Source organism: Pseudomonas sp. Eth.TT006 (assembly GCF_054456575.1).
The window spans coordinates 150580-174403 of the sequence record NZ_JBTJEN010000009.1; the positions used below are offsets into that span (position 1 = coordinate 150580).

The 23824-nt window shown below is 60.2% G+C and carries 23 protein-coding genes; 15 read left to right on the forward strand and 8 right to left on the reverse strand.

What is annotated here, in order from left to right; genetic code table 11:
* Positions 1 to 171 precede the first annotated feature (171 nt).
* Both ACXR0M_RS16335 and ACXR0M_RS16340 read left to right on the forward strand, forming a co-directional pair.
* On the forward strand, positions 172 to 1629 hold the full coding sequence (locus ACXR0M_RS16335) for an NAD-dependent succinate-semialdehyde dehydrogenase (RefSeq protein ID WP_458832837.1): 1458 nt from the start codon (positions 172 to 174) through the stop codon (positions 1627 to 1629).
* A 27-nt stretch (positions 1630 to 1656) separates the two neighbouring features.
* On the forward strand, positions 1657 to 2736 hold the full coding sequence (locus ACXR0M_RS16340; protein ID WP_458832838.1) for a tartrate dehydrogenase: 1080 nt from the start codon (positions 1657 to 1659) through the stop codon (positions 2734 to 2736).
* 629 nt (positions 2737 to 3365) lie between these two features.
* Here ACXR0M_RS16340 and ACXR0M_RS16345 read toward each other — a convergent pair.
* Complete coding sequence (locus ACXR0M_RS16345) at positions 3366 to 4292, reverse strand: 2-hydroxyacid dehydrogenase (RefSeq protein WP_458832839.1); 927 nt, start codon at positions 4290 to 4292, stop codon at positions 3366 to 3368.
* A 286-nt stretch (positions 4293 to 4578) separates the two neighbouring features.
* On the opposite strand from ACXR0M_RS16345, the gene gabT reads away from it, so the two are divergent.
* From gabT to ACXR0M_RS16375, 6 genes are all read left to right on the forward strand, one after another.
* Positions 4579 to 5871 (forward strand): 4-aminobutyrate--2-oxoglutarate transaminase, encoded by a 1293-nt coding sequence (gene gabT, locus ACXR0M_RS16350; RefSeq protein ID WP_458832840.1) that lies wholly within the window; start codon positions 4579 to 4581, stop codon positions 5869 to 5871.
* 96 nt (positions 5872 to 5967) lie between these two features.
* Complete coding sequence (locus tag ACXR0M_RS16355; RefSeq protein WP_458832841.1) at positions 5968 to 6624, forward strand: HAD family hydrolase; 657 nt, start codon at positions 5968 to 5970, stop codon at positions 6622 to 6624.
* Between the two features lie 45 nt (positions 6625 to 6669).
* Complete coding sequence (locus ACXR0M_RS16360) at positions 6670 to 7158, forward strand: Lrp/AsnC family transcriptional regulator (protein ID WP_027616181.1); 489 nt, start codon at positions 6670 to 6672, stop codon at positions 7156 to 7158.
* Positions 7159 to 7724: 566 nt separating this feature from the next.
* Positions 7725 to 8495, forward strand: a complete 771-nt coding sequence (locus tag ACXR0M_RS16365) for a DUF4198 domain-containing protein (RefSeq protein ID WP_458832842.1) — start codon at positions 7725 to 7727, stop codon at positions 8493 to 8495.
* A 25-nt stretch (positions 8496 to 8520) separates the two neighbouring features.
* Positions 8521 to 9726 carry a DUF1624 domain-containing protein gene (locus tag ACXR0M_RS16370; protein ID WP_458832843.1) on the forward strand — a complete coding sequence of 402 codons (1206 nt, stop codon included), beginning with the start codon at positions 8521 to 8523 and terminating at the stop codon, positions 9724 to 9726.
* Between the two features lie 65 nt (positions 9727 to 9791).
* Positions 9792 to 11135: an OprD family porin gene (locus ACXR0M_RS16375; protein WP_458832844.1), complete on the forward strand. Its 1344-nt coding sequence runs from the start codon at positions 9792 to 9794 to the stop codon at positions 11133 to 11135.
* Between the two features lie 70 nt (positions 11136 to 11205).
* On the opposite strand, the gene ACXR0M_RS16380 is transcribed toward ACXR0M_RS16375, so the two are convergent.
* Both ACXR0M_RS16380 and ACXR0M_RS16385 read right to left on the reverse strand, forming a co-directional pair.
* The gene (locus ACXR0M_RS16380) at positions 11206 to 12669 is read right to left on the reverse strand and encodes an aldehyde dehydrogenase family protein (protein ID WP_458832845.1); all 1464 of its coding nucleotides are present in this window, start codon (positions 12667 to 12669) and stop codon (positions 11206 to 11208) included.
* A gap of 182 nt (positions 12670 to 12851) precedes the next feature.
* The gene (locus ACXR0M_RS16385) at positions 12852 to 13775 is read right to left on the reverse strand and encodes a LysR family transcriptional regulator (protein ID WP_458832846.1); all 924 of its coding nucleotides are present in this window, start codon (positions 13773 to 13775) and stop codon (positions 12852 to 12854) included.
* Between the two features lie 172 nt (positions 13776 to 13947).
* On the opposite strand from ACXR0M_RS16385, the gene ACXR0M_RS16390 reads away from it, so the two are divergent.
* The 7 genes from ACXR0M_RS16390 (at position 13948) to ACXR0M_RS16420 (ending at position 20315) form a co-directional block, all read left to right on the forward strand.
* Positions 13948 to 14661, forward strand: coding sequence for an SDR family NAD(P)-dependent oxidoreductase (locus ACXR0M_RS16390; RefSeq protein WP_458832847.1), 714 nt, complete (start codon positions 13948 to 13950; stop codon positions 14659 to 14661).
* 204 nt (positions 14662 to 14865) lie between these two features.
* Positions 14866 to 15198 carry a YkvA family protein gene (locus ACXR0M_RS16395; RefSeq protein WP_458832848.1) on the forward strand — a complete coding sequence of 111 codons (333 nt, stop codon included), beginning with the start codon at positions 14866 to 14868 and terminating at the stop codon, positions 15196 to 15198.
* Positions 15199 to 15302: 104 nt separating this feature from the next.
* Positions 15303 to 15671, forward strand: coding sequence for a hypothetical protein (locus ACXR0M_RS16400; protein ID WP_458832849.1), 369 nt, complete (start codon positions 15303 to 15305; stop codon positions 15669 to 15671).
* Positions 15672 to 15834: 163 nt separating this feature from the next.
* Positions 15835 to 16566: a GntR family transcriptional regulator gene (locus tag ACXR0M_RS16405; RefSeq protein WP_458832850.1), complete on the forward strand. Its 732-nt coding sequence runs from the start codon at positions 15835 to 15837 to the stop codon at positions 16564 to 16566.
* Between the two features lie 133 nt (positions 16567 to 16699).
* Positions 16700 to 17989 (forward strand): MFS transporter, encoded by a 1290-nt coding sequence (locus ACXR0M_RS16410; protein ID WP_458832851.1) that lies wholly within the window; start codon positions 16700 to 16702, stop codon positions 17987 to 17989.
* Positions 17990 to 18017: 28 nt separating this feature from the next.
* On the forward strand, positions 18018 to 18848 hold the full coding sequence (locus ACXR0M_RS16415; protein WP_458832852.1) for an amidohydrolase family protein: 831 nt from the start codon (positions 18018 to 18020) through the stop codon (positions 18846 to 18848).
* A 90-nt stretch (positions 18849 to 18938) separates the two neighbouring features.
* Complete coding sequence (locus ACXR0M_RS16420; protein ID WP_458832853.1) at positions 18939 to 20315, forward strand: GntP family permease; 1377 nt, start codon at positions 18939 to 18941, stop codon at positions 20313 to 20315.
* 27 nt (positions 20316 to 20342) lie between these two features.
* Here the strand turns inward: ACXR0M_RS16420 and ACXR0M_RS16425 are convergent, their stop codons facing one another.
* From ACXR0M_RS16425 to ACXR0M_RS16445, 5 genes are all read right to left on the reverse strand, one after another.
* Positions 20343 to 20978: a cysteine hydrolase family protein gene (locus ACXR0M_RS16425; protein WP_458832854.1), complete on the reverse strand. Its 636-nt coding sequence runs from the start codon at positions 20976 to 20978 to the stop codon at positions 20343 to 20345.
* Positions 20975 to 21190 (reverse strand): tautomerase family protein, encoded by a 216-nt coding sequence (locus tag ACXR0M_RS16430; protein WP_458832855.1) that lies wholly within the window; start codon positions 21188 to 21190, stop codon positions 20975 to 20977. Before ACXR0M_RS16430 ends, ACXR0M_RS16425 begins: the two co-directional genes overlap by 4 nt.
* Positions 21191 to 21415: 225 nt before the next feature.
* Positions 21416 to 21883 (reverse strand): HvfA family oxazolone/thioamide-modified RiPP metallophore, encoded by a 468-nt coding sequence (locus tag ACXR0M_RS16435; protein ID WP_458832856.1) that lies wholly within the window; start codon positions 21881 to 21883, stop codon positions 21416 to 21418.
* Between the two features lie 252 nt (positions 21884 to 22135).
* Positions 22136 to 22903 (reverse strand): HvfC family RiPP maturation protein, encoded by a 768-nt coding sequence (locus ACXR0M_RS16440; protein ID WP_458832857.1) that lies wholly within the window; start codon positions 22901 to 22903, stop codon positions 22136 to 22138.
* Positions 22896 to 23780, reverse strand: coding sequence for an HvfB family MNIO-type RiPP peptide maturase (locus ACXR0M_RS16445; RefSeq protein WP_458832858.1), 885 nt, complete (start codon positions 23778 to 23780; stop codon positions 22896 to 22898). The genes ACXR0M_RS16440 and ACXR0M_RS16445 overlap by 8 nt, the downstream gene beginning before the upstream one ends.
* Between the last annotated feature and the right edge of the window lie 44 nt (positions 23781 to 23824).

Genomic DNA, 23824 nt, shown 5'->3' on the forward strand with positions numbered 1-23824 from the left:
GGGTCGGTCGACAAGGATTCAGGTCCATGCTCGAAGCCTCCACAGCAGTGAATATCAAATCTGCCGTTCCACCGCCATTTTCAGCATCCGACACTGTCCACCAGGCACTTTCAGCATCCTTATCCGCCGGCTCTCCCTAGACTGAAGTCTGTCTCGGATCAGGACTCGACCATGCTCAGGAATCGTTTGAAAGACCCCGGTCTTCTCGCAGAACTCGCTTATGTGAACGGCCAGTGGATTGGCGCCGATGACGGCGCGACGCTGGATGTCGTCGACCCGGCCAGCGGCGAATTGATCGCGCGCGTGCCCGCCATGCAGGGCGCGGAAACCCGGCGTGCGATCGACGCTGCGGAGCAGGCCTGGCCGGCGTGGCGCGCGCGACCGGCGGCCGAGCGGGCGGCGCTGCTGGAGCGTTGGTATCAGGCGATGATCGACAACCTCGACGATCTGGCGCTGATCATGACCTGCGAACAAGGCAAGCCGCTGAATGAAGCCAAAGGTGAAATCCGCTACGGCGCCAGTTTCGTCAAATGGTTTGCCGAAGAGGCGCGACGGATCTACGGCGAAACCATGCCGGCGCCCAGCGGCGACCGTCGACTGTTGACCCTCAAGCAACCGGTGGGGGTCTGCGCGGCGATCACGCCGTGGAATTTCCCCAACGCGATGATCACCCGCAAGTGCGCCCCGGCCTTGGCGGCGGGGTGCCCGATCATCGTCAAACCGTCGGACCTGACGCCGCTGTCCGCGCTGGCATTGGCGGTGCTGGCCGAGCGTGTCGGCATTCCGGCCGGGGTGTTCAACGTGCTGACCGGCCTGCCCACCGGGATTGGCGAGGAGCTGACCGGCAACCCGACGGTGCGCAAGATTTCCTTCACCGGCTCCACCGCGGTCGGCCGTCTGCTGATGCGCCAGAGCGCCGAACACATCAAGCGCTTGAGCCTGGAACTGGGCGGCAACGCGCCGTTCATTGTGTTCGACGATGCTGATCTTGAGCAGGCGGTCAGTGGGGTCATGCTCAGCAAGTTTCGCAACGCCGGGCAGACCTGCGTCTGCGCCAACCGGATTCTGGTGCAGGACGGCATTTACCCGCGTTTCGCTCAGCGTCTGGTCGAAGAGGTCGGCAAACTCAAGGTCGGCAACGGTCTGCACGACGACGTGAGCATTGGCCCGCTGATCAACAAGGCTGCGGTGAGCAAAGTCGCGCGCCACATCGATGATGCCTTGAGCCAGGGCGCGCAATTGCTGTGTGGCGGCATTCCCGACGGTGACAGTCAGTTTGTGCAACCGACGGTGCTCGGTGATGCCCACGCCGGCATGCTCCTGGCCAACGAAGAAACCTTCGGTCCGGTCGCGCCGCTGATGCGGTTCAGCGACGAAGCCGAAGCCCTGGCGCTGGCCAACGCCACACCGTTTGGCCTTGGCGCCTACTATTTCACTCAGGATCTGCGCCGTTCCTGGCGTTTCGGCGAGGCGCTGGAGTTCGGCATGGTCGGCCTCAACACCGGGATCATTTCCATGGAAGTCGCGCCATTCGGCGGCATCAAGCAGTCGGGCCTGGGCCGTGAAGGCAGCAAATACGGCCTCGACGAATACCTTGAAGTCAAAGCCTTCCACATCGGCGGCTTGTAATTTCACAGACACGGGGAGGCACAATTGATGAGCAAGGTATTCAAGATCGCCGCGATTGCCGGCGACGGGATTGGCAAGGAAGTGCTGCCCGAAGGGTTGCGGGTATTGGAGCAGGCCGCGAAGAAATGGCAGCTGGATCTGAGCATCGAAGTGCTCGACTGGGCGCATTGCGATTACTACCTGGAGCACGGGCAGATGATGCCCGAGGACTGGTTCGAGCAGCTCAAGGGTTTCGACGCGATTTACTTCGGCGCGGTGGGCTGGCCGGATAAGGTACCGGACCACATTTCCCTATGGGGTTCGCTGCTGAAATTTCGCCGCGACTTCGACCAGTACGTGAATATCCGTCCGGTGCGTTTGTTCCCCGGTGTGCCGTGTCCGTTGGCCGGACGTGAGCCGGGGGACATCGATTTCGTGGTGATCCGCGAGAACACCGAAGGCGAGTATTCGTCGGTCGGCGGCAAGATGTTCGAAGGCACCGAGCATGAATTCGTGCTGCAGGAATCGGTGTTCACCCGGCGCGGCGTTGACCGGATTCTCAAGTTTGCCTTCGACCTGGCCCAGACCCGGCCACGTAAGCGCCTGACTGCCGCGACCAAGTCCAACGGCATTTCGATCAGCATGCCGTACTGGGACGAGCGCACTGCGTTGATGGCGGCGCAGTACCCGGAAATCACCTGGGACAAGCAGCACATCGATATCCTGTGCGCACGGTTTGTGCTGCAACCGGATCGCTTCGATGTGGTGGTGGCGTCGAACCTGTTTGGCGACATCCTTTCCGACCTCGGCCCGGCGTGTGCCGGCACCATCGGCATTGCGCCGTCGGCCAACCTTGATCCGGAACGACGCTTTCCGTCGCTGTTCGAACCGGTGCACGGTTCGGCGCCGGACATCTACGGACAGAACATCGCCAACCCGATTGCGATGATCTGGTCCGGGGCGCTGATGCTGGATTTCCTCGGCAACGGCGACGAACGCTACCGCGCGGCACACGACGGGATCCTGCAGGCGATCGAACGGGTCATCGCCGAAGGCCCGATCACCCCGGACCTGGGCGGCAAGGGCTCGACCCAGGAGGTCGGCAAGGCCATCGCCGAGCGTCTCTGAAAGACCACGCCTGTTTCTGATAACACCCGAACCTGTGGGAGCTGGCTTGCCAGCGATAGCGGTGGGTCAGTCGACATCAATGCTGACTGACAGATTGCTTTCGCGAGCAAGCCCGCTCCCACAGTGGTTTCGGTTGAGCCCGGATTTTGCGAACAACCCGAGCCCCTTGTAGGAGTGAGCCTGCTCGCGATTGCGGAGTGTCAGCCAACACCGATGCCGGCTGACAGATTGCAATCGCTGGCAAGCCAGCTCCCACAATGTCTTGCAGTGAGCCTGAGGTTTGCAGGCAACCACACCCACTGTGGGAGTTTGGGTTGAACCCCGATCCTGAAGACAACCACAGTCCCTGTGGGAGCTGGCTTGCCAGCGATAGCGGTGGGTCAGTCGACATCAATACCGGCTGAAAGATTGCAATCGCTGGCAAGCCAGCTCCCACAATGTCTTGCAGTGAACCTGAGGCTTGCAGACAACCACATGTCCAGTGGGTGCTCGAGTTGGATCTGGATCCTGAAGACAACCACAGTCCCTGTGGGAGCTGGCTTGCCAGCGAAAGCGGTGGGTCCGCCAACACCAATGCTGACTGACAGACCGCAATCGCGAGCAGGCTCACTCCTACAGGATGGTGTGGCTCAGTAGCCTTTATCGCGATCAATCTGTCCGGTCATGGCCTCACCACGTTCGAAGCAGCGGATGTTTTCCAGCAGCACGGCAAATGCGCTTTCCGGCTGGGTCATCGCCGCGATATGCGGGGTCAGCAGAATCTGCGGGTGGCGCCAGAACGGATGCTCCGCCGGTGCCGGTTCATCCTGCACGACATCCAGCACCGCGCCGCTGAGTTGCCCGCTGTCCAGTGCTTCCAGCAAATCCGCCTCCACCAGATGCCCGCCACGCCCCATGTTGATCAGCGCCGCACCCCGCGGCAATTGACGAAACAGCTCGCGGTCGAGAATGCCCCGGGTCTGTTCGGTCAGCGGCAACACGCAGAGCAAAATATCGCACTGGCTGAGGAACGCCGGCAGTTGTTCGCCACCAGCAAAACACTCGACGCCGTCAATTCGATGCGCACTGCGCGCCCAGCCCTTCAGCGCGAAACCCAGCGGCTGCAAGGTGGCGAGAATCTGCTGCGCCTGCGCGCCGAGTCCCATTACACCCACCCGGCGTTTATGTGCCGGTTGCAACAGATGCGCCTGCCAACAGCGCGCCAGCTGCTGCTGGCGATAGCGCAACATGTCCCGGTGCAGGGCGAGCACGGCAAAACTGGCGTACTCGCACATGCCCTGGGTGATCCCCGGATCGAGCAGGCGCACCACCGGAAGACTCGGCGGGATTCGGCTCAAGTCCAGTTGATCGACCCCGGCCGACAGCGCAAACAACACCTGCAGATTCGGCAGCACGCGCTGCAGATCATCCGGCGCCTGCCACGCCGCCAGGTACTTGATGTCGGCGGGATCGCCGATGTCCGGCCAGGCGCGCCATTCGATATCCGGAGCGTGCTCGGCAAACAGTGCTTTCCACTGTTCGCCGCGCACGGGGTCAGCTTTGTAGAGCAGAGCCATGGTCAATTCCTGAAGGGTTGAAAAGTGTTCCCATCATCGCCCAACGCCAGAGCAGGATCTGTCGAAAGCAGCGCCGTGAACACCTCGCGTCATGCCGGATTCGCGCACCGGCGGCAGATTCGGCGGCCTGAAGGAATCTGCCGTTTCGCAGGGTGAAAACAGTCGATCCGGATTTCTCAGCGGCCAAGTTCGGCGTAGTCGGCTTTGCGCAGGCCTTAATCTGGACACCATCTGCAACCACCTCCTGCATTCACTCCGGGCTGCCGGACTCACGATGGGAAATGCCATGAACAGCCAAGTCGACCAAACCTCTCATTTGCTCCGTCAGCGCGAGCAGTTCGTGCCGCGCGGGCTGGTAACCGCGCACCCGCTGGTGATCGATCGTGCCCAGGGGGCGGAGTTATGGGATGTGGACGGCCAGCGTTATCTGGATTTCGTCGGCGGCATCGGCGTGCTGAACATCGGCCACAACCATCCGAAGGTGGTCGCCGCGGTGCAGGCGCAATTGCACAAGGTTTCGCACGCCTGCTTTCAGGTGGTGGCCTACAAACCGTATCTGGATCTGGCCCAGCGCCTGTGCGAAATGATCGGTGGCGAGGAGCGCTACAAAGCGGCATTTTTCACCTCCGGCGCCGAAGCGGTGGAGAACGCGGTGAAGATCGCCCGCGCCCACACCAACCGTTCCGCGGTGATTTCCTTTCGCGGCGGCTTCCATGGCCGGACCTTGCTCGGCACCACGCTGACCGGCATGAGCCAGCCGTACAAACAGAACTTCGGGCCGTTCGCCCCGGAGGTGTTCCATACGCCGTATCCGAATGCCTATCGCGGGGTCACCAGCGAAATGGCGCTGAAGGCGCTGGACGAGTTGTTCGCCACCCAGGTCGCGCCGGAGCGGGTCGCCGCGATCATCATTGAACCGGTGCAGGGCGACGGCGGTTTCCTCGCGGCACCGGCGCCGTTTCTCCAGGCATTGCGCGAGCTGACCCACAAGCACGGCATCGTCCTGATCCTCGATGAAATCCAGACCGGCTTCGGCCGCACCGGCAAGTGGTTCGGTTTCCAGCACGCAGGGATTCAGCCGGATCTGGTCACTGTGGCCAAGAGTCTGGCCGGTGGTCTGCCGTTGTCGGGTGTGGTCGGCAAGGCCGGGATCATGGATGCGCCATTGCCCGGAGGCCTCGGCGGCACCTACGGCGGCAACGCGCTTTCCTGCGCGGCGGCGCTGGCAGTGATCGACGCGTATGAGGAAGAAAAACTTCTCGAACGTGGCGATGCCCTGGGCAAGCGCCTGCGTGAAGGTCTGCTGCAGTTGCAACAGCGTCACCCGCAGATCGGCGATGTGCGCGGCACCGGTTTCATGCTGGCCATCGAGCTGATCAAGAACGACGAAGCGCGTACTCCGGACGCTGACCTGAACCAGCGGGTGATTGATGAAGCGCGCAAGGGTGGTTTGCTGGTGATCAAGTGCGGCGTGCATCGCAACGTGCTGCGCTTCCTCGCGCCACTGGTGACGACCGAAGCGCAAGTCGATGAAGCGTTGCAGATTCTGCAGGACGCATTGGCACGGGTATTGAACTGATGTCCGCCGGGTTCAGCGGCGCGGGCGCAGGCCGGCGGCGCTGAACCGTTTTGGCGCATGGATTGATCAAACGCATCATCGGAGGCTGTGGACACCATGGGGCTGACTGATTATCGAGCGCTGCTCATCGATTGCGATGAAGTCCTGGTCGACCGCGATTCGGGGGTCTGGACGGCGTTGCAGCCGTTGCTCGACAACCGCGGCGGGCGCCCGGACAAGGAACAGGTGCTGGGGGAATTTCGCGAGGTGGTGCGCGCGCTCTATCCGCGCTTCGCTGAGCTAGGCTTCAGTGGATTGCTGTGTTTCGCCCACCGGCAACTGGCCGAGCGCTGGAGCCTGAAAGCCAGTTGGGAGGAGGGCATGAGTTTCGCCCGTTCCGCAGCCAACTGGTCGTTGTTCGAAGATGCGCCAGGGGCGATGCTGTACTTGCGCAAGTTCTATCGCCTGTTGGTCGTTGGCGACCGGGATGCCGAGGATCGCGCGCTGTTGTGCGAGCGTCTGGGGATCGGCGCCGATGATTTTATTTCGCTGGCCAGCGAGCCGCTGCAGGACGCCGACTGGTTGCAGGCCAACGAATTGCAACCGGCGCAGATTTTGCGGGTGACGCGACCCGCCGCCAGCGGCGAGGCGCTGACCGATGTGTGCCTGATCGGTCGTGAACGGAAGAAACACCCGAGCCCCTGCGCGGCGGATTACTGCATCAACAGCATGGCCGACCTGGTCGCGCAGCATCAGCTGTCTTTACGGCGCTGATTTTGCTAGTAGATTGTCCTACAAATGGCAGTCAAGAGGTTCGCAATGGAAGGTTTAGTCAAACTGGACCGCATCGACATCAGTATCCTGGTTGAATTGCAGAAGGACGGGCGCATGACCAATGTCAGCCTGGCCGATGCCGTGGGATTGTCGGCCAGCCCCTGTCTGCAACGGGTCAAACGGCTGGAGTCGGCCGGGTACATTTCCAGCTACAAGGCCCACCTGAATCTGGCGAAAATCACCGAGTCGGTGACGGTCTTCACCGAGATCACTCTGAGTGACCACAAGCGCGAAGACTTCGCCAAGTTCGAGTCCAATATCCGTCTGGTGGATGAAGTGCTGGAGTGCCACTTGATCAGCGGCGGCTACGATTATCTGGTGCGTTTCATGACGCGCAGCATTCAGCACTATCAGGAAGTGATCGAAAGCCTGCTGGACAAGAACATCGGCATTTCCAAGTACTTCAGCTACATCGTCATCAAATCTCCGGTGCTCAAGGACGGCGTGCCGTTGCGCAAGTTGCTGCGGCACTGAAGCCCTCGACACCAACACAAATCCCCTGTGGGAGCGGGCTTGCTCGCGAAGAGGTCATGTCAGTCGACAGAGTGGTTGAATGATAAACCGCCTTCGCGAGCAAGCCCGCTCCCACATCAAATCCCCGGTGCTGAAAGACGGCGTGCCGCTGCGCAAGTTGCTGCGGCACTGAAGCCCTCGACACCAACGCAAATCCCCTGTGGGAGCGGGCTTGCTCGCGAAGAGGTCGTGTCAGTCGATAGAGAGGTTGACTGATAAACCGCCTTCGCGAGCAAGCCCGTTCCCACAATTGTTTTCAGGTGCGCAATGCACCGTGTTTGGACATCACGCCGCTCAGCCCCGCCAACACGCCTCATCCTTGCGCAAGCCGCATAAACCCCTGTTTGCCCCGGCAAAAACAGTTGCTGATTGCCCTGCCTGCGCGGTTTTCGGCGCAAAGCGCCAAAGTCGCTGCGTTGTAATGCGTACAGAGAGAGGGACGCGGTTTGTGACGTCGCTGATTTCGCAAGGATCAAGCGCCGGCCACAGATCGTTCAATAACACCAATCGGAGCCAAAAAAATGCGAATGAGCAACGCAAAAGCACTATTGGGTTACAGCGTCTTCCTGCTGGCCGGCAGCAGCGAAGCGCACCAGATCTGGTACGAACAACCACCCGGGCAAGCCCTGTCGTTGTACTACGGCGAGTATGACAAAAACATGTTGGAAGTCACGCCGGGCGGGATGGACCGGTTCCAGCAACTCAAGGGCTGGTCGGTCGGCAACCCGTCTTTGCCGTTGAACCTGACCTTGCAGCGTCAGGCCTTTGCAGTGGCCCATCAGGGCAAGCGCGATGATTCGCTGCTGGCCGAGGACGCGCATTATCCGATCTTTGATCTGCATGAGGCGGGCAAGACGCTGAAGACCTACTGGACGCCTGCCACCCGTTGGGTCGGCGATTTGCGTGCGCGCACCCCGGAGCTGACCCTCGACATCGTACCGACCGGCCAGGTCGAGGCTGACAAGGCGCAGTTCCAGGTTTTCTATTCGAAAAAGCCGCTGGTGGATCAGGACGTTGTCCTGGAGATCGGCTCGGGCGAAGTGGTGACCGCGCGCACCGACAAATCCGGCAAGGTCAGCTTCGATCTACCGTGGCAGGGCACGTATGTGGTGGCGGTCGAATACAAGGATCGCATCGCCGGAGAACGCGTCGGCCCGGACGGCAAGGCCGAACCCTATGACCTGAAGAGCTTCAGCTCGACGCTGTCGTTCTATCGGACACAGGGCAAGCCGCCGTTGCCACGGGCACCGTCCCAGTTGCCGGCCTCGGAAGTCGCCCGGTTGAAAAAACAAGCCTGATTGCGCCCCCACAGGAGTCACCACTATGTCCCAATCTTCAGGATTGGCCGGGCAGGCGGGAAGTATTCCCCCGGCACTGGCTACCACGGCGGTAAAAACCAACACCCGGATGCTGGCGATCGATGCCCTGCGTGGGTTCGTCATGCTGTTGATGCTGATTGACCATGTGCGGGAAACCTTCCTCCTGCACCGCCAGGTGACCGACCCGATTGACGCGTTAAGCGTGACGCCGGACTTGTACTTCACGCGGATGCTCAGTGAAATCTGCGCGCCGGTGTTTATCTTTCTTACCGGACTTTCGGCCTGGCTCTACAGCCAGAAACACACCGCCGCTGAAACCTCGGTGTTCCTGCTCAAGCGCGGGCTGTTTCTGGTGCTGCTGGAAATCACCTTCGTGTGTTTCGCCTGGAACGCCGAGTTTCCGCCCAAGACCCTGTGGTTGCAGGTGATCTGGTGCATCGGTATCTGCATGATCGTGCTCGCCGGGTTACTGCACTTCAAGCGCAGCTGGCTGATTGTGCTCGGGGTGGCCATCGTCGCCGGGCACAACCTGCTGGATAACGTGACCGTCGGGCCAGAGTCGCCGTTCTTTGTGCCGTGGTCGATCCTGCATCAGCGGGTGTTTATCGACATCACCGAATTCACCCGGGCGCGCACCACGTACCCGGTGCTGCCGTGGATCGGGGTGATTGTGCTGGGCTGGGCCATCGGCCCCTGGTTTGGCAAGGACATGCCGCCGAGCGAGCGCATCTCGCGGCTGGTCAAGCTCGGTAGCGGTCTGCTGGTGGCGTTCGTGTTCATCCGTTACCTGAACGTCTACGGCGAGAAACCCTGGGTGCAGACCGGTGATGCGTTGCGCACGTTCATGAGTTTCATGAGTGCGAAGAAGTACCCGCCATCGCTGATGTTCCTGATGCCGACCCTCGGTCTGGGCCTGCTCCTGCTGGCATTGTTCGAGAAACTCCAGGATCGCTGGTCCACCGCGACGCTGGCGATCTACGGCGGTGCACCGATGTTCTTCTATTTGCTGCACCTGTATGTGCTCAAGGCCATGTACCTGGTATCGGTGGCCATTTGGGGCACCAATCAAGGCGCGTACTACGGCTTCGATGACCTGCCCATGGTGTGGTTGTGGAGTGCGATTCTCGGCGTGTTGCTGTTCTTCCCGACACGCTGGTTCGCCGCCCTCAAACAACGCCGGCGCGACATCGCGATCCTCAAGTATCTGTGAGCCAGCCAACGGTGTCCCCCGTGCGGCGGGACACCTTACAGACCCGTATTCTGTGGAGTTGCCCTGTGAAAACCTTATCGACGCATACCCTGCTGGTGGCATTGGGCGGGCAGTCCCTGCTGGCCTGCGCTGCAGAGCAAGACAACGCCAAAGGCTTTGTCGAAGACAGTCAGTGGAACCTGCTCAATCGCAGCGTTTACGACCGTCGGGACTATGAACACGGCGCACGGAGTAACGGTGCGCGCAATGCCTTCAAACCGCGCGCGCAGCGCAGCGACCTCGCCGAAGAATGGGCCTATGGCCTGATGGCCGACATCGCCTCCGGCTACACCACCGGTACCGTAGGTTTCGGCATCGATGCCCACGCCTATTCCGGCTGGGAACTGGACAGCGGCGGCGGGCGAGCGGGCAAGGCGCGGTTGCTTGGCGTGGACAATGACGGCCATCCGAAGGATGAATTCAGTCGCGCTGGTGCGGTGGGCAAAGTGCGCTTTTCCTCGACTGAATTGCGTTACGGCGAGCAACGGGTAAAGACCCCGGTATTTGGCTCATCCGACAGCCGCCTGCTGCCGGAAACCGCCACCGGCTGGCTGCTGACCAGTCGCGAACTGCCCGCGACTACGCTGTACGGTGGACATTTCAATGAAAGCACTGACCGCAATGCCAGCAGTCACGACCAGGGATTCGTGGTCAACTATTCCAACGGCAAGCAGGGAAACAGCTTCGACCTGGTCGGGGTGCGCAACACAGCGCTCAAAGGACTGAGTGCCAGCTGGTTCAGCGCGCTCTACGAAGAGACCTGGCGCCAGCAATACCTGGGTGCGGTCTACACGCAGCCGTTAGCGGCAGGTCAGGATTTGACCTTCGACCTCAATCTGTACAGCACTCGGGATACCGGCAAAGCCTTGTCCGGCCGGATCGACAACACCACCTGGAGTCTGCTGACGACTTACAAGGCTGGCGCCCACAGCTTTGGCCTGGGTTATCAGAAAGTCGACGGGGACACGCCTTACGACTATGTCACCCGAGGCGCAATCTACCTGAGCAATGCCGTCGCGCTGTCCGACTTCAACGCACCGCAAGAAGCATCCTGGCAGGCCCGTTATGACCTGAACATGGCCGGCTACGGCATTCCCGGTCTGACCTTTGGTGCACTCTATGTGCGCGGCAGCGGTATCGACGGCAGCCACATGGACCGCAACGGCGGCTACACCTGGCTTGGCTACGGGGAGGGCGGTAAACACTGGGAGCGCGACCTGCAGGCCAGGTACGTGGTGCAGTCGGGCGTGGCGAAGAACCTGGCATTTACCCTGCGTCATGCGGTGCATCGTGGCAATGCGGCGCAGGCTGAACTGGATGCGAATCAGCTGCGTCTGGCGCTCGAGTATCCGCTGGGTGGGAAATTCTGAAAGCGCTGCGTAAGGTGCGCAAAACTGCGAAGCAAAAACGAGGGACAGCTGACTGTCCCCCGTTTTTGTTTTACTCACCAAAACCCACGATGGCTTTGGTTTCCAGATACTCCTCGAAGCCGTAGACCCCAAACTCCCGACCATTGCCGGAGCGCTTGTAGCCACCGAACGGCGCCATCGGATTCCACGCCGGGTGGTTCAGCAGCACCTGGCCGGCGCGGATGCGCGAGGCTACCGCACGTGCCTGCTCAAGGTTGACTGATTGCACGTGAGCGCTGAGCCCGTAGACCGTGTCGTTGGCGATCGCGACGGCTTCATCGAGCGTGTCATAAGCCAGGATGCACAGCACCGGGCCGAAGATTTCTTCCTGGGCGATGCGCATGCTCGAATCGACTTCGGAAAACACCGTCGGCCGGGCATAGAAACCCGATTCATGACCGGGTACGCGACCCGGCCCGCCGCAAAGCAGTTTCGCGCCTTCGTTCAGGCCCGATTCGATCATGACTTGCACGCGCTTGAACTGGGCCTCGTTGGCGATCGGGCCGAGGACCGTTTGTTCCGCTTGTGGATCGCCGACGATGATCGCATTGGCGGTCGCAGCAGCCAGTGCCTCGACTTCCGCCAGCCGTGCCCTCGGCACGATCATTCGGGTCGGCGCGCTGCACGATTGGCCGACGTTGCGAAACGCGGTCATCACGCCCAGTGGCACGACTTTGGCGAAATCAGCATCGGGCAGCAGCACGTTGGGCGACTTGCCGCCCAGCTCCTGAGTGACGCGTTTTACCGTAGGCGCGGCCGCTTGAGCGACCAGTGCACCGGCACGGTTTGATCCGGTGATCGAAATCATGTCGATCTCCGGGTGCGCCGCCATCGCGCCGCCAACCTCGGGACCGGTGCCATTGACCAGGTTGAACACCCCCGGCGGCAGTCCGGCGTCGTGCACCAATTGCGCAAACAGCAGGGCGCTCAGCGGAGACAGTTCGCTGGGCTTCAGCACCACGGTGCAGCCGGCTGCGATGGCCGGCGCGACTTTCGCGGTGATCTGATAAAGCGGCCAGTTCCACGGAGTGATCAGCCCGCAGACGCCGATCGGCTCGCGCGCAATCGCGGTGCCGCCTTCAACGGTCTGGAAGTGATAGGTGGACAGCAGGTCCCGGGCAATCCGCACGTGCTCGGCGGCCAACGGCACTTGCATCGCGCGGGCGAAACCGATGGCCGCGCCCATTTCCACGGACAGTGCCTGCGCCAACAGCTCTTTACGTTCAAGGATCAGCTCGTAAATCTTGCCGAGAAACGCCGCGCGCGTTTCAGTCGAGGTCGCGGCCCAGCCAGGAAACGCCGCACGCGCTGCAGCGACGGCGCGATCCACGTCTTCGGCCGATCCGCTGGCGACCTGGGCAATAACGCTTTCAGTGGCAGGATTGATCACCGGCAGACTGCCCGGCGTTGCCGGTGAGGACCAGCCACCGTTGATATAAAACTGCTGGGAGATTTGCGGATCGATGTGGTCGCTATTCGAAGAGTGTGTGGTCATCCAACGGGCTCCTTGGAGCGGTAACAGGTGCTGTTAACAGCGGGGGCGGGAGGCTGTGACAGCCAGTGCTTTGCTTTGATCAAGCTAACAAAGGCGCCCAGGCGAAAGATGCCGTTGTTACCGTCGGCAAGGAATAATCTGCTGAATCTCGCGGGCTAACGCTGCATCTGTGCAAGCGGCGTTCAGTTGGCTGCCCAGGCGCTGCGATGCTGCAACAGGAAGTCAACGAACGCCCGCACCCGCTGAGGCAGGTAGCGGCCATGGGGGTAGAGCAGGGTGTAGGGCCTGGAGCAGCCATTGAACGGCTGGAGCACCTCGACCAGGCTGCCGTCAGCCAGTTCGCGCTCGACAATGAATTTGTAGGTCTGGAACAGGCCGGCGCTGTGCTTAGCCAGGGTCACGCCACCCAGCACATCGTCCGAGCAGCAGTAGCTGCCGTCGGTGAAGATCTCGCGGGTTTTGCCCTCGACCTCGAACAGCCATGAGATGCGGCGCCCGCTGCTGGGCAGTTCAAACTGAATGCACTCGTGAACGCCAAGCTCATCCAACGTGGTTGGCATGCCTGCTTTCGCCAGGTATTCGGGAGTCGCGACGACCACCAGTTGCGCGTTTTCGAGCAAGCGGGCGATCAGGTTCGAGTCCGGTTGCGCGCGGACCCGAATCGCCAGGTCATAACCTTCCGCGACAAAGTCGATGTTGCGGTTGCCCAGATGGATATCGACGCTGACGTCCGGATACAGCGCTCGAAACTTCGGCAGCAACGGCAGGATCCGGTGATGCCCGTAGGTGGTTGGAAGGCTGATGCGCAGCCGTCCCGAGGGTTTGGTTTGCGCGCCCATCACATCCTGCTGCGCTTCGACCAGTTGCGTCAGCGCCTGGCGGCACTGCTCGTAGAAGGCCCGGCCCGGCTCGGTCAGGCGAATGCTGCGGGTGGTGCGCACGAACAGGCGCGATCCCAGACGCTCCTCCAGACGCAAAATCGAACGGCTCACCGCTGCCGGCGTGACCCCGGCGACCTGCGCGGCAGCGGTAAAACTGCCGGTTTCCGAGGCGAGGCAGAACAGCTCGATGCTTCCAAGTTGCAGGTCATCAAAGTGGCGTTTCATGGCAATCACACCGGTTACAGGGCCGTGCCGGCAAGCATACACAAGCGCTCCACTTATTACATCGCATCACAAATGAAGTAACCGGACCCGCATTTATCCCTTCAGGGGCAACACTTAAAGTTCATTCCACGCCGGCTCATCACCTCCGATGAGCCGCAAACGAGGAATTATCATGAGCCATGCAAAAAAAGTCGTTGTGGTCACTGGCGCATCCCAGGGTCTGGGCGCAGGGATCGTTGAAGGTTTCCGCAAGCTCGGCTATCAGGTGGTGGCGACATCGCGTTCGATCAAACCATCAACCGATCCGGACATTCTGACCGTCGCCGGTGACATCGCCGATCCGGCCACCGCCGAGAAAATCATCCGCGAAGGCGTCGCGCGTTTCGGTCGCATCGATACGCTGGTGAACAACGCCGGGATCTTCCTCGCCAAACCGTTCACCGCGTACACCCGCGAAGAGTATGTGAACACCGTGGCCACCAACATGGGCAGCTTCTTCCACATGTCGCAGCAGGCCATCGCACAGATGGAGAAACAGGGTGACGGTGGCCACGTGGTCAGCATCACCACCTCACTGGTCGATCACGCCATCGATGGCGTGCCATCGGTGCTGGCGTCGCTGACCAAAGGCGGCATGAACGCCGCGACCAAATCCCTGGCGATCGAATACGCCAAGCGCGGCATCCGGGTCAACGCGGTGTCGCCAGGCATCATCAAGACCCCGATGCACGCCGAGGAAAGCCACGCCGCGCTGGGCAGCCTGCATCCGGTCGGGCACATGGGCGAGGTGCAAGACATCGTCGGCGCGGTGCTGTATCTGGACAGCGCCAGCTTCGTCACCGGCGAAATCCTCCACGTTGATGGCGGGCAAAGCGCTGGTCACTGATCGGCACTGCCGCTAACGGCACCGTCAATGCGACGACCCAACCCACTGCGCGAACAGCGTGCAGTGGGTTTTCGCGGTTTGCTCCGAACAGTGGCTGACACGGTTTTCACCCCATCTGCCTTACAGTGACTGACTGATCCTCCCGAGCACGACTCAATGCTGCGACTTTTGAAACAGTGGGCAAGATCAATCAAACAACAGACGATGACCTTGTGGTTCTGCTGCCGCAACCCGCGCACGCCGTCGCCGGTGAAAGTGCTGTGTGTGCTGGTGGTGTCCTACGCCTTAAGCCCCATCGATCTGATTCCGGACTTCATCCCTGTTTTGGGACTGCTGGATGATGTGATCCTCTTACCAGCAGCCATCTGGCTGATCTGTCGTCTGATCCCGGAAGACGTCTACCGCGAAAGCCGCGAGCAGGCGCGCGTTTTTGAACAGAACAATGACCGGCGCCCCAGCAGTCGCGTGGCCGCAGTGGTGATTATTGGCGTGTGGGTGGTGTTGGCGGTGGTGTTTGTCAGGCATTTTTGGGGGTAGTCCTGATGAATACATCCATTTCTATTGGAACACGACATCTTGAGCGATTAGTGCGGCGCGAGGTGCAACTACACTCTTGGTGGTGAGCACCTTAAGGACGGCACATGGACATTACGATTCAACGGAAGAAAGGTCTGTTCGATAGCGCCTATGGCCAGGCTATTCCGCTGGCAATTCTGTTTGACGGTATGGTCGTAGGGCGTCTGGAGACGGGTGAAACACGCTCTCTGACCTTTCCCGAAAGTCGCGGGGTGTTGCAGGTCGGAATGCTTGACCCTGCGAACTCGCCTTACATTGGAGGCACGTCTGGTGAGGTCATATTGACCAGCAATGCACTGAGCGTTTCACCCGGACAGACAGCCCAGTTTTTTTTGGTCAGGACCCGCAAGTGGGTGTTTTTTGACGTGTTAGGTTTGGCCGGCTCAGCGCCGTTCAACCGCTGGGTACTGGTGCTTGAGATAGATCGAACCTGAACCGTTTTTGCCGGGCTGCAATCGGCCGAATGTCGATGAGGAGGGCAGTGGGGCAGCCATTCGTCAGCCAAGCGAAAAGCCCCTCCTTGACAGGCAGGTTAACTGGGCAAATACTCGCCGCAAGATTCATATAGATGACTAGATAACAAGGTGAATAAAGTCGATGAATTCTTTGTCCAGTGATGCCCGACTGCCGCTGTACCAACGCCTGCGTGACCAATTGGCTGAGCAGATCGCCAACAACCGCTGGCGTCCGGGTGAGGCGATTGCTACTGAAGCGGCGCTGTCTGCTGAATACCAGCTGTCCACCGGTACGGTGCGCAAGGCGATTGATGCGCTGGTCAGTGAGGGCATTCTGGAGCGTCAGCAGGGGCGCGGAACCTTTATTCGCCGGCCGCAGTTTCAATCCTCATTATTCCGTTTCTTTCGATTCCAGACTGTTTCCGGTGAGCGCCAGGTGCCGGAGAGTCGCATCCTCTCGATCGAGCCCGTTGCTGCACCTTCGGCCGTAGCGCAAGCGCTGGGGTTGCCCGCCGATGCGCCGGTGATTCGGATTGTTCGTGTGCGTCTGCTCGACGTTAAGCCGGTGCTCGCCGAAGAAATCTGGTTGCCCCGCCAGCGTTTTCAGGCGCTGCTGGAGATCGACCTCAGTCGTGAAGGGCCGCTGCTGTATCCGATCTACGAAGAAGTGTGCGGACAGGTTGTCGCCTCGGCCGAAGAAACGCTGACCGCTGAATCGGTGAACGACGTGCATGCCCGATTGCTGCAGGTCGCGGTCAACAGTCCGGTGATTGTGATCGAGCGTCTGGCCCGCGATTACGCGGGTTCACCGCTGGAATGGCGCCGCTCGCGCGGTCACGCCGAGCACTTCCGCTACAGCGTGGATATTCGCTGACGCCTGCCTGCGTAGCGGATCGCTTTGCGGCGAGTGGATCGCCACCGGTTTTCTGTTTGTTTGCCCAAGCTGGCTCCGCCGCGGTGCGGTTGGCTGTCGGCTGCCTTGCGTAACACCTATAAGGATAAGAATCATGTTCAGCTGGTATCGCCAAGTCACTCCTCGCGAGCGCAAAACGTTTTGGGCCTGCTTCGGCGGATGGTCGCTCGACGCGTTGGAAGTACAGATGTTCGGTCTGGCGATCCCGGCGCTGATCGCCGCGTTCGCGCTGACCAAGGGCGATGCCGGCTTGATCAGCGGCGTGACCCTCGTCACCTCGGCACTCGGTGGCTGGGTCGGCGGGACGTTGTCGGACCGCTACGGCCGCGTGCGCACGTTGCAGTGGATGATTCTGTGGTTCTCGTTCTTCACCTTTCTCTCGGCTTTTGTCACGGGCTTCAATCAGCTGTTGATCGTCAAAGCGCTGCAGGGTTTCGGGATCGGCGGGGAGTGGGCGGCCGGCGCGGTGTTGATGGCCGAGACGATCAATCCGCAGTATCGCGGCAAGGTCATGGGCACTGTGCAAAGTGCCTGGGCGGTGGGTTGGGGCCTGGCGGTCGGGGTGTTCACGCTGATCTATACCTTCGTGCCACAGGACATGGCCTGGCGCGTGATGTTCCTTGTCGGGTTGCTGCCGTCATTGCTGATCATCTGGGTGCGTCGTAACGTCGAGGAGCCGGACAGCTTCCAGCGTCTGCAAAAAGACAACGCCATCCCACAAAATTTCTTCAAGTCGCTTGCCGGCATTTTTCGCCCGGAACTGATTCGCGTGACCTTGTTTGGCGGGCTGCTGGGACTGGGCGCACACGGTGGCTATCACGCAGTGATGACCTGGCTGCCGACCTTCCTCAAGACCGAGCGCAATCTGTCGGTGCTGAACTCCGGCGGCTATCTGGCGGTGATCATCTTCGCCTTCTGGTGTGGGTGTGTGGCCAGCGGTTATTTGATCGACCGCATTGGCCGTCGTAAAAACATTGTGCTGTTTGCTCTGTGCTGCGTAGTCACGGTGCAGTGCTACGTGTTTTTGCCGCTGAGCAATACGCAGATGCTGTTCCTCGGGTTCCCGCTGGGGTTCTTCGCTGCCGGTATTCCGGCCAGTCTGGGTGCACTGTTCAACGAACTGTACCCGGCCGATGTGCGCGGCGCCGGCGTTGGTTTTTGCTACAACTTTGGTCGGGTGCTGTCCGCGGTGTTTCCATTCCTGGTCGGGCACATGAGCGACTCCATGTCGCTGGGCTCGGCGATTGGTATCGATGCCGGGATCGCCTACGGCGTGGCGGTGCTTGCCGCACTCTGCCTGCCTGAAACCCGGGGCAGGGACCTTGAAGCCAGGACCACTTCCGCGTCGGCCAGTAGCACCGGCAACCAACGCGCTCGGGCGTGATGACCCTAACCTTCAGTAGATGAAACCCATGTCAGATACTCACTCTGTGCCGATCACCGGCATCGACGCCCATGCCCATGTGTTCAGCCGCTATCTGCATCTGATCGGTACACGGCGCTACACCCCTGATTACGACGCCACGCTTGCCCAGTACCTCGATCACTTGCAAGCGCATGGTCTGAGTCATGGCGTCCTGGTGCAACCGAGCTTCCTCGGCACCGACAACAGCTACCTGCTGGCGGCGTTAAAGCAAACGCCGCAGCAGTTGCGCGGTGTGGTGGTGCTGGAGCCAGGCGTCAGTCGCTCGACCTTGAATGACATGAGCCAACTGGGCGTGGTCGGCGTGCGCTTGAACCTGATGGGCAAGGCATTACCCGATTTTCGTGACCGCGCCTGGCAAGGTTTTTTCAGCGATATCGCTGAGCTCGACTGGCATGTCGAGTTGCACCGGGAGATCAAGGATCTGCCGGGACTGATCCAGCAATTGACGCCGTTCGGCGTGAAACTGGTGATCGATCACTTTGGTCGGCCGGATGCCAATGCGGGCGTCGATCAGCCCGGGTTTGGCGAGTTGCTTGAGGCCGGATCGAAAGGTTCGATCTGGATCAAGGTCTCGGGTATCTATCGTTTGGGAGGTACGCCACAACAGAACATTGATTTCGCTCGAAGGGCATTGCCGCTGCTGCAACAAAGTTTCGGCTCGCATCAGTTGGTATGGGGCAGCGACTGGCCGCATACGCAGCATGAGCAAAGCATCGGTTTCGGCACTGTCGTCGAGCAGTTGCAAGCGTTGGAACTTTCGGCGCAGGGCCGCGATTCGTTGCTGGTGCAAGCGCCTCGAAAATTATTTCGCTTTTAAAAAGACCAACGCTGAAACCTGGCCGTTGCAGATGCCATTCATCTCACCCATTAACAAGAACTTGGGCACCAGCCCAACCGAGAACCTTTCATGACTCCCTTAGATATAGATCTGTTATTGACCGCATTGATCAGCGTCCTGGTGCTGGTAGCGCTGATCGTTTCGCGGCTCAAAATGCATCCGCTGCTGGCCTTGCTGGTGGTTTCCGTCGGCGTCGGCTTTGCAACCGGCATGGAGCCGGATGGCATCGTGTCGCACCTGGTCACTGGCGCCGGCAAGACGTTGGGGGCGGTAGGGGTGGTCATTGCGCTGGGGGCGATGCTCGGCAAAATTCTTGCTGACGCCGGCGTCACCGAGCAGATCGCCGCGGTGATCCTCAAGCGCACATCGGATCGGATGATTCCGTGGGCGATGATGATGGTCGCGTTTGTCATCGGTATTCCGATGTTTTTCGAGGTCGGTTTGGTGATCATGCTGCCGCTGATCTTCAGCGTGGCGCGCAAGCTGGAAAGTCAGGCGCGGTTCAAGGGTTCAGCGTATGTCTATGTGGGGGTTCCGGTGATTGCCGCACTGGCCGCCATGCACGGCATGGTCCCGCCGCACCCGGGTCCGTTGACGGCCATCGCCGCGCTGAAAACCTCGGTCGGCCCGACCATGCTTTATGGCTTCCTGGCGGCTATTCCGGCGATGATTTTAGGCGGCCCGCTGTATGGCGCGTTCATTTCGCCGCGCATGAGCACCCGGCCGGATCAGGTGTTGCTTGATCAGTTCACCTTGGCTGAAAAAACCGACGATAAACCAGGCCCCAGCGTATACCTTGGCGTACTGGCAGCCTTGCTGCCGGCGATCCTGATGCTGATTCATGCCGTGGCCGAGATGGTATTGGCCAAGGACAATGCGCTGCTGAAAATGGCCGGTTTCCTCGGCAATCCGCTGATTGCCATGCTGCTCGGCGTGCTGTTCGCCGGCGCCAGTCTGGTACTCGCGCGCGGTGGCGATGCGGGGCAATTGCGCGACTCGCTGGGCAAGAGCCTCAAGCCCATCGCCTCGATCATCATGATCATCGCCGGCGGCGGCGCGTTTCAGGAGCTGCTGACCAGCGCCAAGGTGGGCGATGCGATTGTGCACCTGACTCAACAGTCGGCGTTCCCTCCGCTGATCCTCGGCTGGTTGATCGCCATGCTGCTTTCGGTATCCACCGGTTCTGCCACCGTGGGTATCGTGGGGGCTGCCGGCTTGCTGGCGCCGCTTGCCGGTGCTGATCCGAGCCTCAACCTGCCGCTGCTGGCCTTGTCCATTGGCTGCGGCTCGCTGTTCTTCAACTACGCCAACCATGCGGGTTTCTGGATGGTCAAGGAATCCTTCGGCATGACCATGGGCGAGGCCACCAAGACCATATCGGTGGTGCAATCGATCGTTGCTGTGGTTGGTTTGATTGTGGTGTTGCTGTTGAATCTGGTGACCTGATGTACATGCGCCGCGCTGTCCAGGGCATTACTCCTGCTGTGCCAGCGCGGCAATCAATTCGTCGGTGGTCACGATTGAGTGAGCGAAGGTCGGCCCGTTCAACTCGTGGGCGGCGTGCATCATTTCGGGACGGAAAGCGGCGGTTGCATCACGCACCAGGGTGACGTGGTAGCCCAGTTCCGAGGCGTAGCGGGCGGTCGCTTCGATGCAGGTATTGGCGAGCAGGCCGACGATGATGACGTGGGTGATGCCTTTCTGCTTCAGGCGAAAATCCAGGTCGGTGTTGGCAAAGCCGCTGGAGCCCCAATGCTCCTGCACGACAATGTCGCCGTCCTGCGGCGCGAAATCGGGATGCCATTCGCCGCCCCATTCACCACGTGCGAAGTGGTGCATGTGCATGATTTTGCACTGGGTCGGTGTCGGATGGTTCCAGCCTTCGTAGTCGCCATGTTGCCAGCGATGGTGCGGCACGATGACCACCGGAATGTTATGCGCCCGTACGGCGCGGTCGAGGGTCCGCAAGTTGTCGAGCAGTCCGACCTGCTCGGCAATTGGCTTGATCAAGGGGAAGACCTTGCCGCCTTCCGAGAGAAAGTCGTTGTACGGATCGACCAGCAGATAAGCGGTGCGGTTTGACGGATAGATACTGACGGGAAGAGTCACTTCTTCGACTCCGTCAGTTGTTTGCGATATTCCGTGGTGGTGATTCCGGCATAGCCCCAGTTATCGGTATCGACTTCTTCAATGACGATATGGGTCAGGTGCGGGTCCTTGTTGAGCACGGTTTCCATGGTCTTGGTTATCTCGGCGATAACTTGTGCTTTCTGTTCCTTGGTGACGCCATCGCGAGTGATACGAACGCTGATGAAAGGCATGGGGAAATCTCCTGTTTGCGACCCATCGACATGATGAGGTGAGCAGTAGGGTGGACTTTAGGAGATTGCTTTCAGTGAATAAATGAGCGACGTAGAACATTACTTATTACGCTGTGTAATCAATAAAGTGAACGGGCAGGGGGCAGTCGCTGGTGGGCGCTTTCATAAATGAAATAGCCCTCCTTGGCGGCAGCCGAAGGAGGGCGAAGGTCACGGGAGCAGTAATCAGTTCTGCGCTTTGCTCATGTGGCTGAACAGCTCGGTGGGTACTTTCTTGCCATTGGAGAGGTACTGATTGGTTCTGAATTTGTAAACCTCACCTTCCGAAAGAAAACCATCGTGGTTGGTGTCCATGGCTTTAAATTCGTCACCGCCCTTGGGTGCCACAGCCAGCAGTTCTGCAAGAGAGACGCGGCCATCATGGTCGGTATCGGTGCGTGCGAAGGAGTCGTCGCCACACTTGCCTTCACCGCACTTTCCCTCCGCAGTCGCGGACTTGTCGCTGGCCTGGCTGGCACCGCATTTGCCTTCGCCACACTTGCCTTCGCCGGTTTTATCCGCCGATGCCAGTTGATAGCCTTGGGACAACGGCTCAACAGCAAAAGCCGCAGGCGATGCCAGGCTCATGCCACCGGCCAATGCGATAGCGGCCAGGCCAAGACTGCTTTTGTTCGAGAAGGGTTTACGGTACATGGTGTTTCTCCAGATGCTTTGCGCAGACGAGCCGCGGTTCATGCCAAAGGGCGGATAAACCCTCAAGGACGCTCAAGACGAGGTGAGCAAACCAGGCGTTCCATGGCTTGTGTTCTCTACTTCGCCAGAGCGACCTTGTTCGGGTAAGGCCTATTTAGCCGAAGGCATGTATCCACGATGTATCAGGCGAAGGGAGCATTTGTAAGGCAATTCCAAGACTGCGCGTTCGGGTACACAGGGATACAAACGGGGCTATTTTGCGACACCGACTGCTGCTTGCTCATGCAACTGACGCAGCAGAACCAGTGCGTCAGCGACGAAGCGGGTCACGTCTGCAGCATCAGCCTCTGCAGCCAATGCATGCAACTGCGTTCGCCCATCCATGTCGGGGAACTGCTCGATCCGCTGCAACAAACGCCATGCCAGCGGGCTGACCTGCGAGAACTGCACCTGACCACCCGGCACACGGCTGATCAGCAGTAACGTGGGCTGATCCGGTGCCTGAGCGGGCAGGTGGCCTGGGCCGAGACGATGTACGGGCCAGGTGTAGGCCAGCGGCCAGACGAGAGGGGATAGCCGAAGAGGGCGGTCGAGTAACTGCACGGCATCACTGGCTGTTAACGGCGCAGCGTCCAACTGTTGCAGCGCCATTTCCACCCACTCGTAATGGGCCAATTCAGGCAAGAATGGATACCAGGGATGTTCGTGACCAGGCGCGTCCTCCAGGCTTGCGACGAAGTCGACAAACTCCCGGGCAATCTCTCCGAAAAGGGGTGTTTGCGCGCGATGGTCACGCAAAAAACCACGCACCAGCGCACGCCATCCGGCATCACCCAGCACGGCAACCAGCACCGGAAACGTTCCACCCAGCAACCCCAACAGATTATTGAGTACCAGATCGCGATAGACCTGCGCTCTCGCGGGATTCATCCCGGCCGGCGGCGGATACCTGTCCGGGTCGCGCAGGTAACGGGTCAGCGCGAGCTGCTGACTGTGCAAACTTGAAGTGAGGTCAGCCATCGACGGTCACCTGCAGCGAAGTATTCGCCTCGCGTTGTAAGCGCTTGATGGTATTCAGCTCAGCCACCAACTCGCCGTAGGGTGGAAAGTTGAAATCACGCTCCAGCAGCGTCGGTTTCACCCCAAAGAGGCGATAGGCCTGCTCCAGCAATGTCCAAACCACTGGTTTGACCGAGGCACCATGGGAATCGATTATCAGGTCATCGGCTTGGTCATAATGCCCAGCCACGTGCATGGCGACCACGCGTTCCGGGTCCAGCCCGGCGAGGAACACCGTTGGATCGAACCGATGGTTCACCGAGTTGACGTAGACATTGTTAACGTCGAGCAACAGGTCGCAATCGGCCTCACGCAGCACGGCATTGGTGAACGTCAGTTCGTCCATATCCTGATGAGCCGCGGCATAGTAAGAGACGTTCTCTACGGCGAGACGGCGGCCGAGAATGTCCTGGGCACGACGGATGCGCGCAGCAACGTGATGAACCGCCTCCTCGGTAAAAGGCAACGGCAGCAGGTCGTACAAGTGGCCATCGTCACTGCAGTAACTCAGGTGTTCGCTATAAAACGGCACATTGAAGCGATTGAGAAAGCCGCGGACTTGCTGAAGAAAAGCTTCGTCCAGAGGCGCGCTGCCACCCAGCGAAAGCGACAGGCCATGGCATGAAAGCGGATAGCGCTCGGCCAGCAACTGCAGGGCATCGCCATGCGCGCCGCCGATGCCGATCCAGTTTTCTGGAGCAACCTCGAGAAAATCGAAATCCCCAACCGGAGCGTCACGCAGCGTGTTGAGCAGCGCACGGCGCAATCCGAGGCCAACGCTCGCCTCAAGTGGCAGCTGTGGCGCTGAATGTACGGATGATGAAATGTTCGGCAGCATGGGTTTAATTCTCCGATCGATGTTTGCAATCCACGACGACTGAT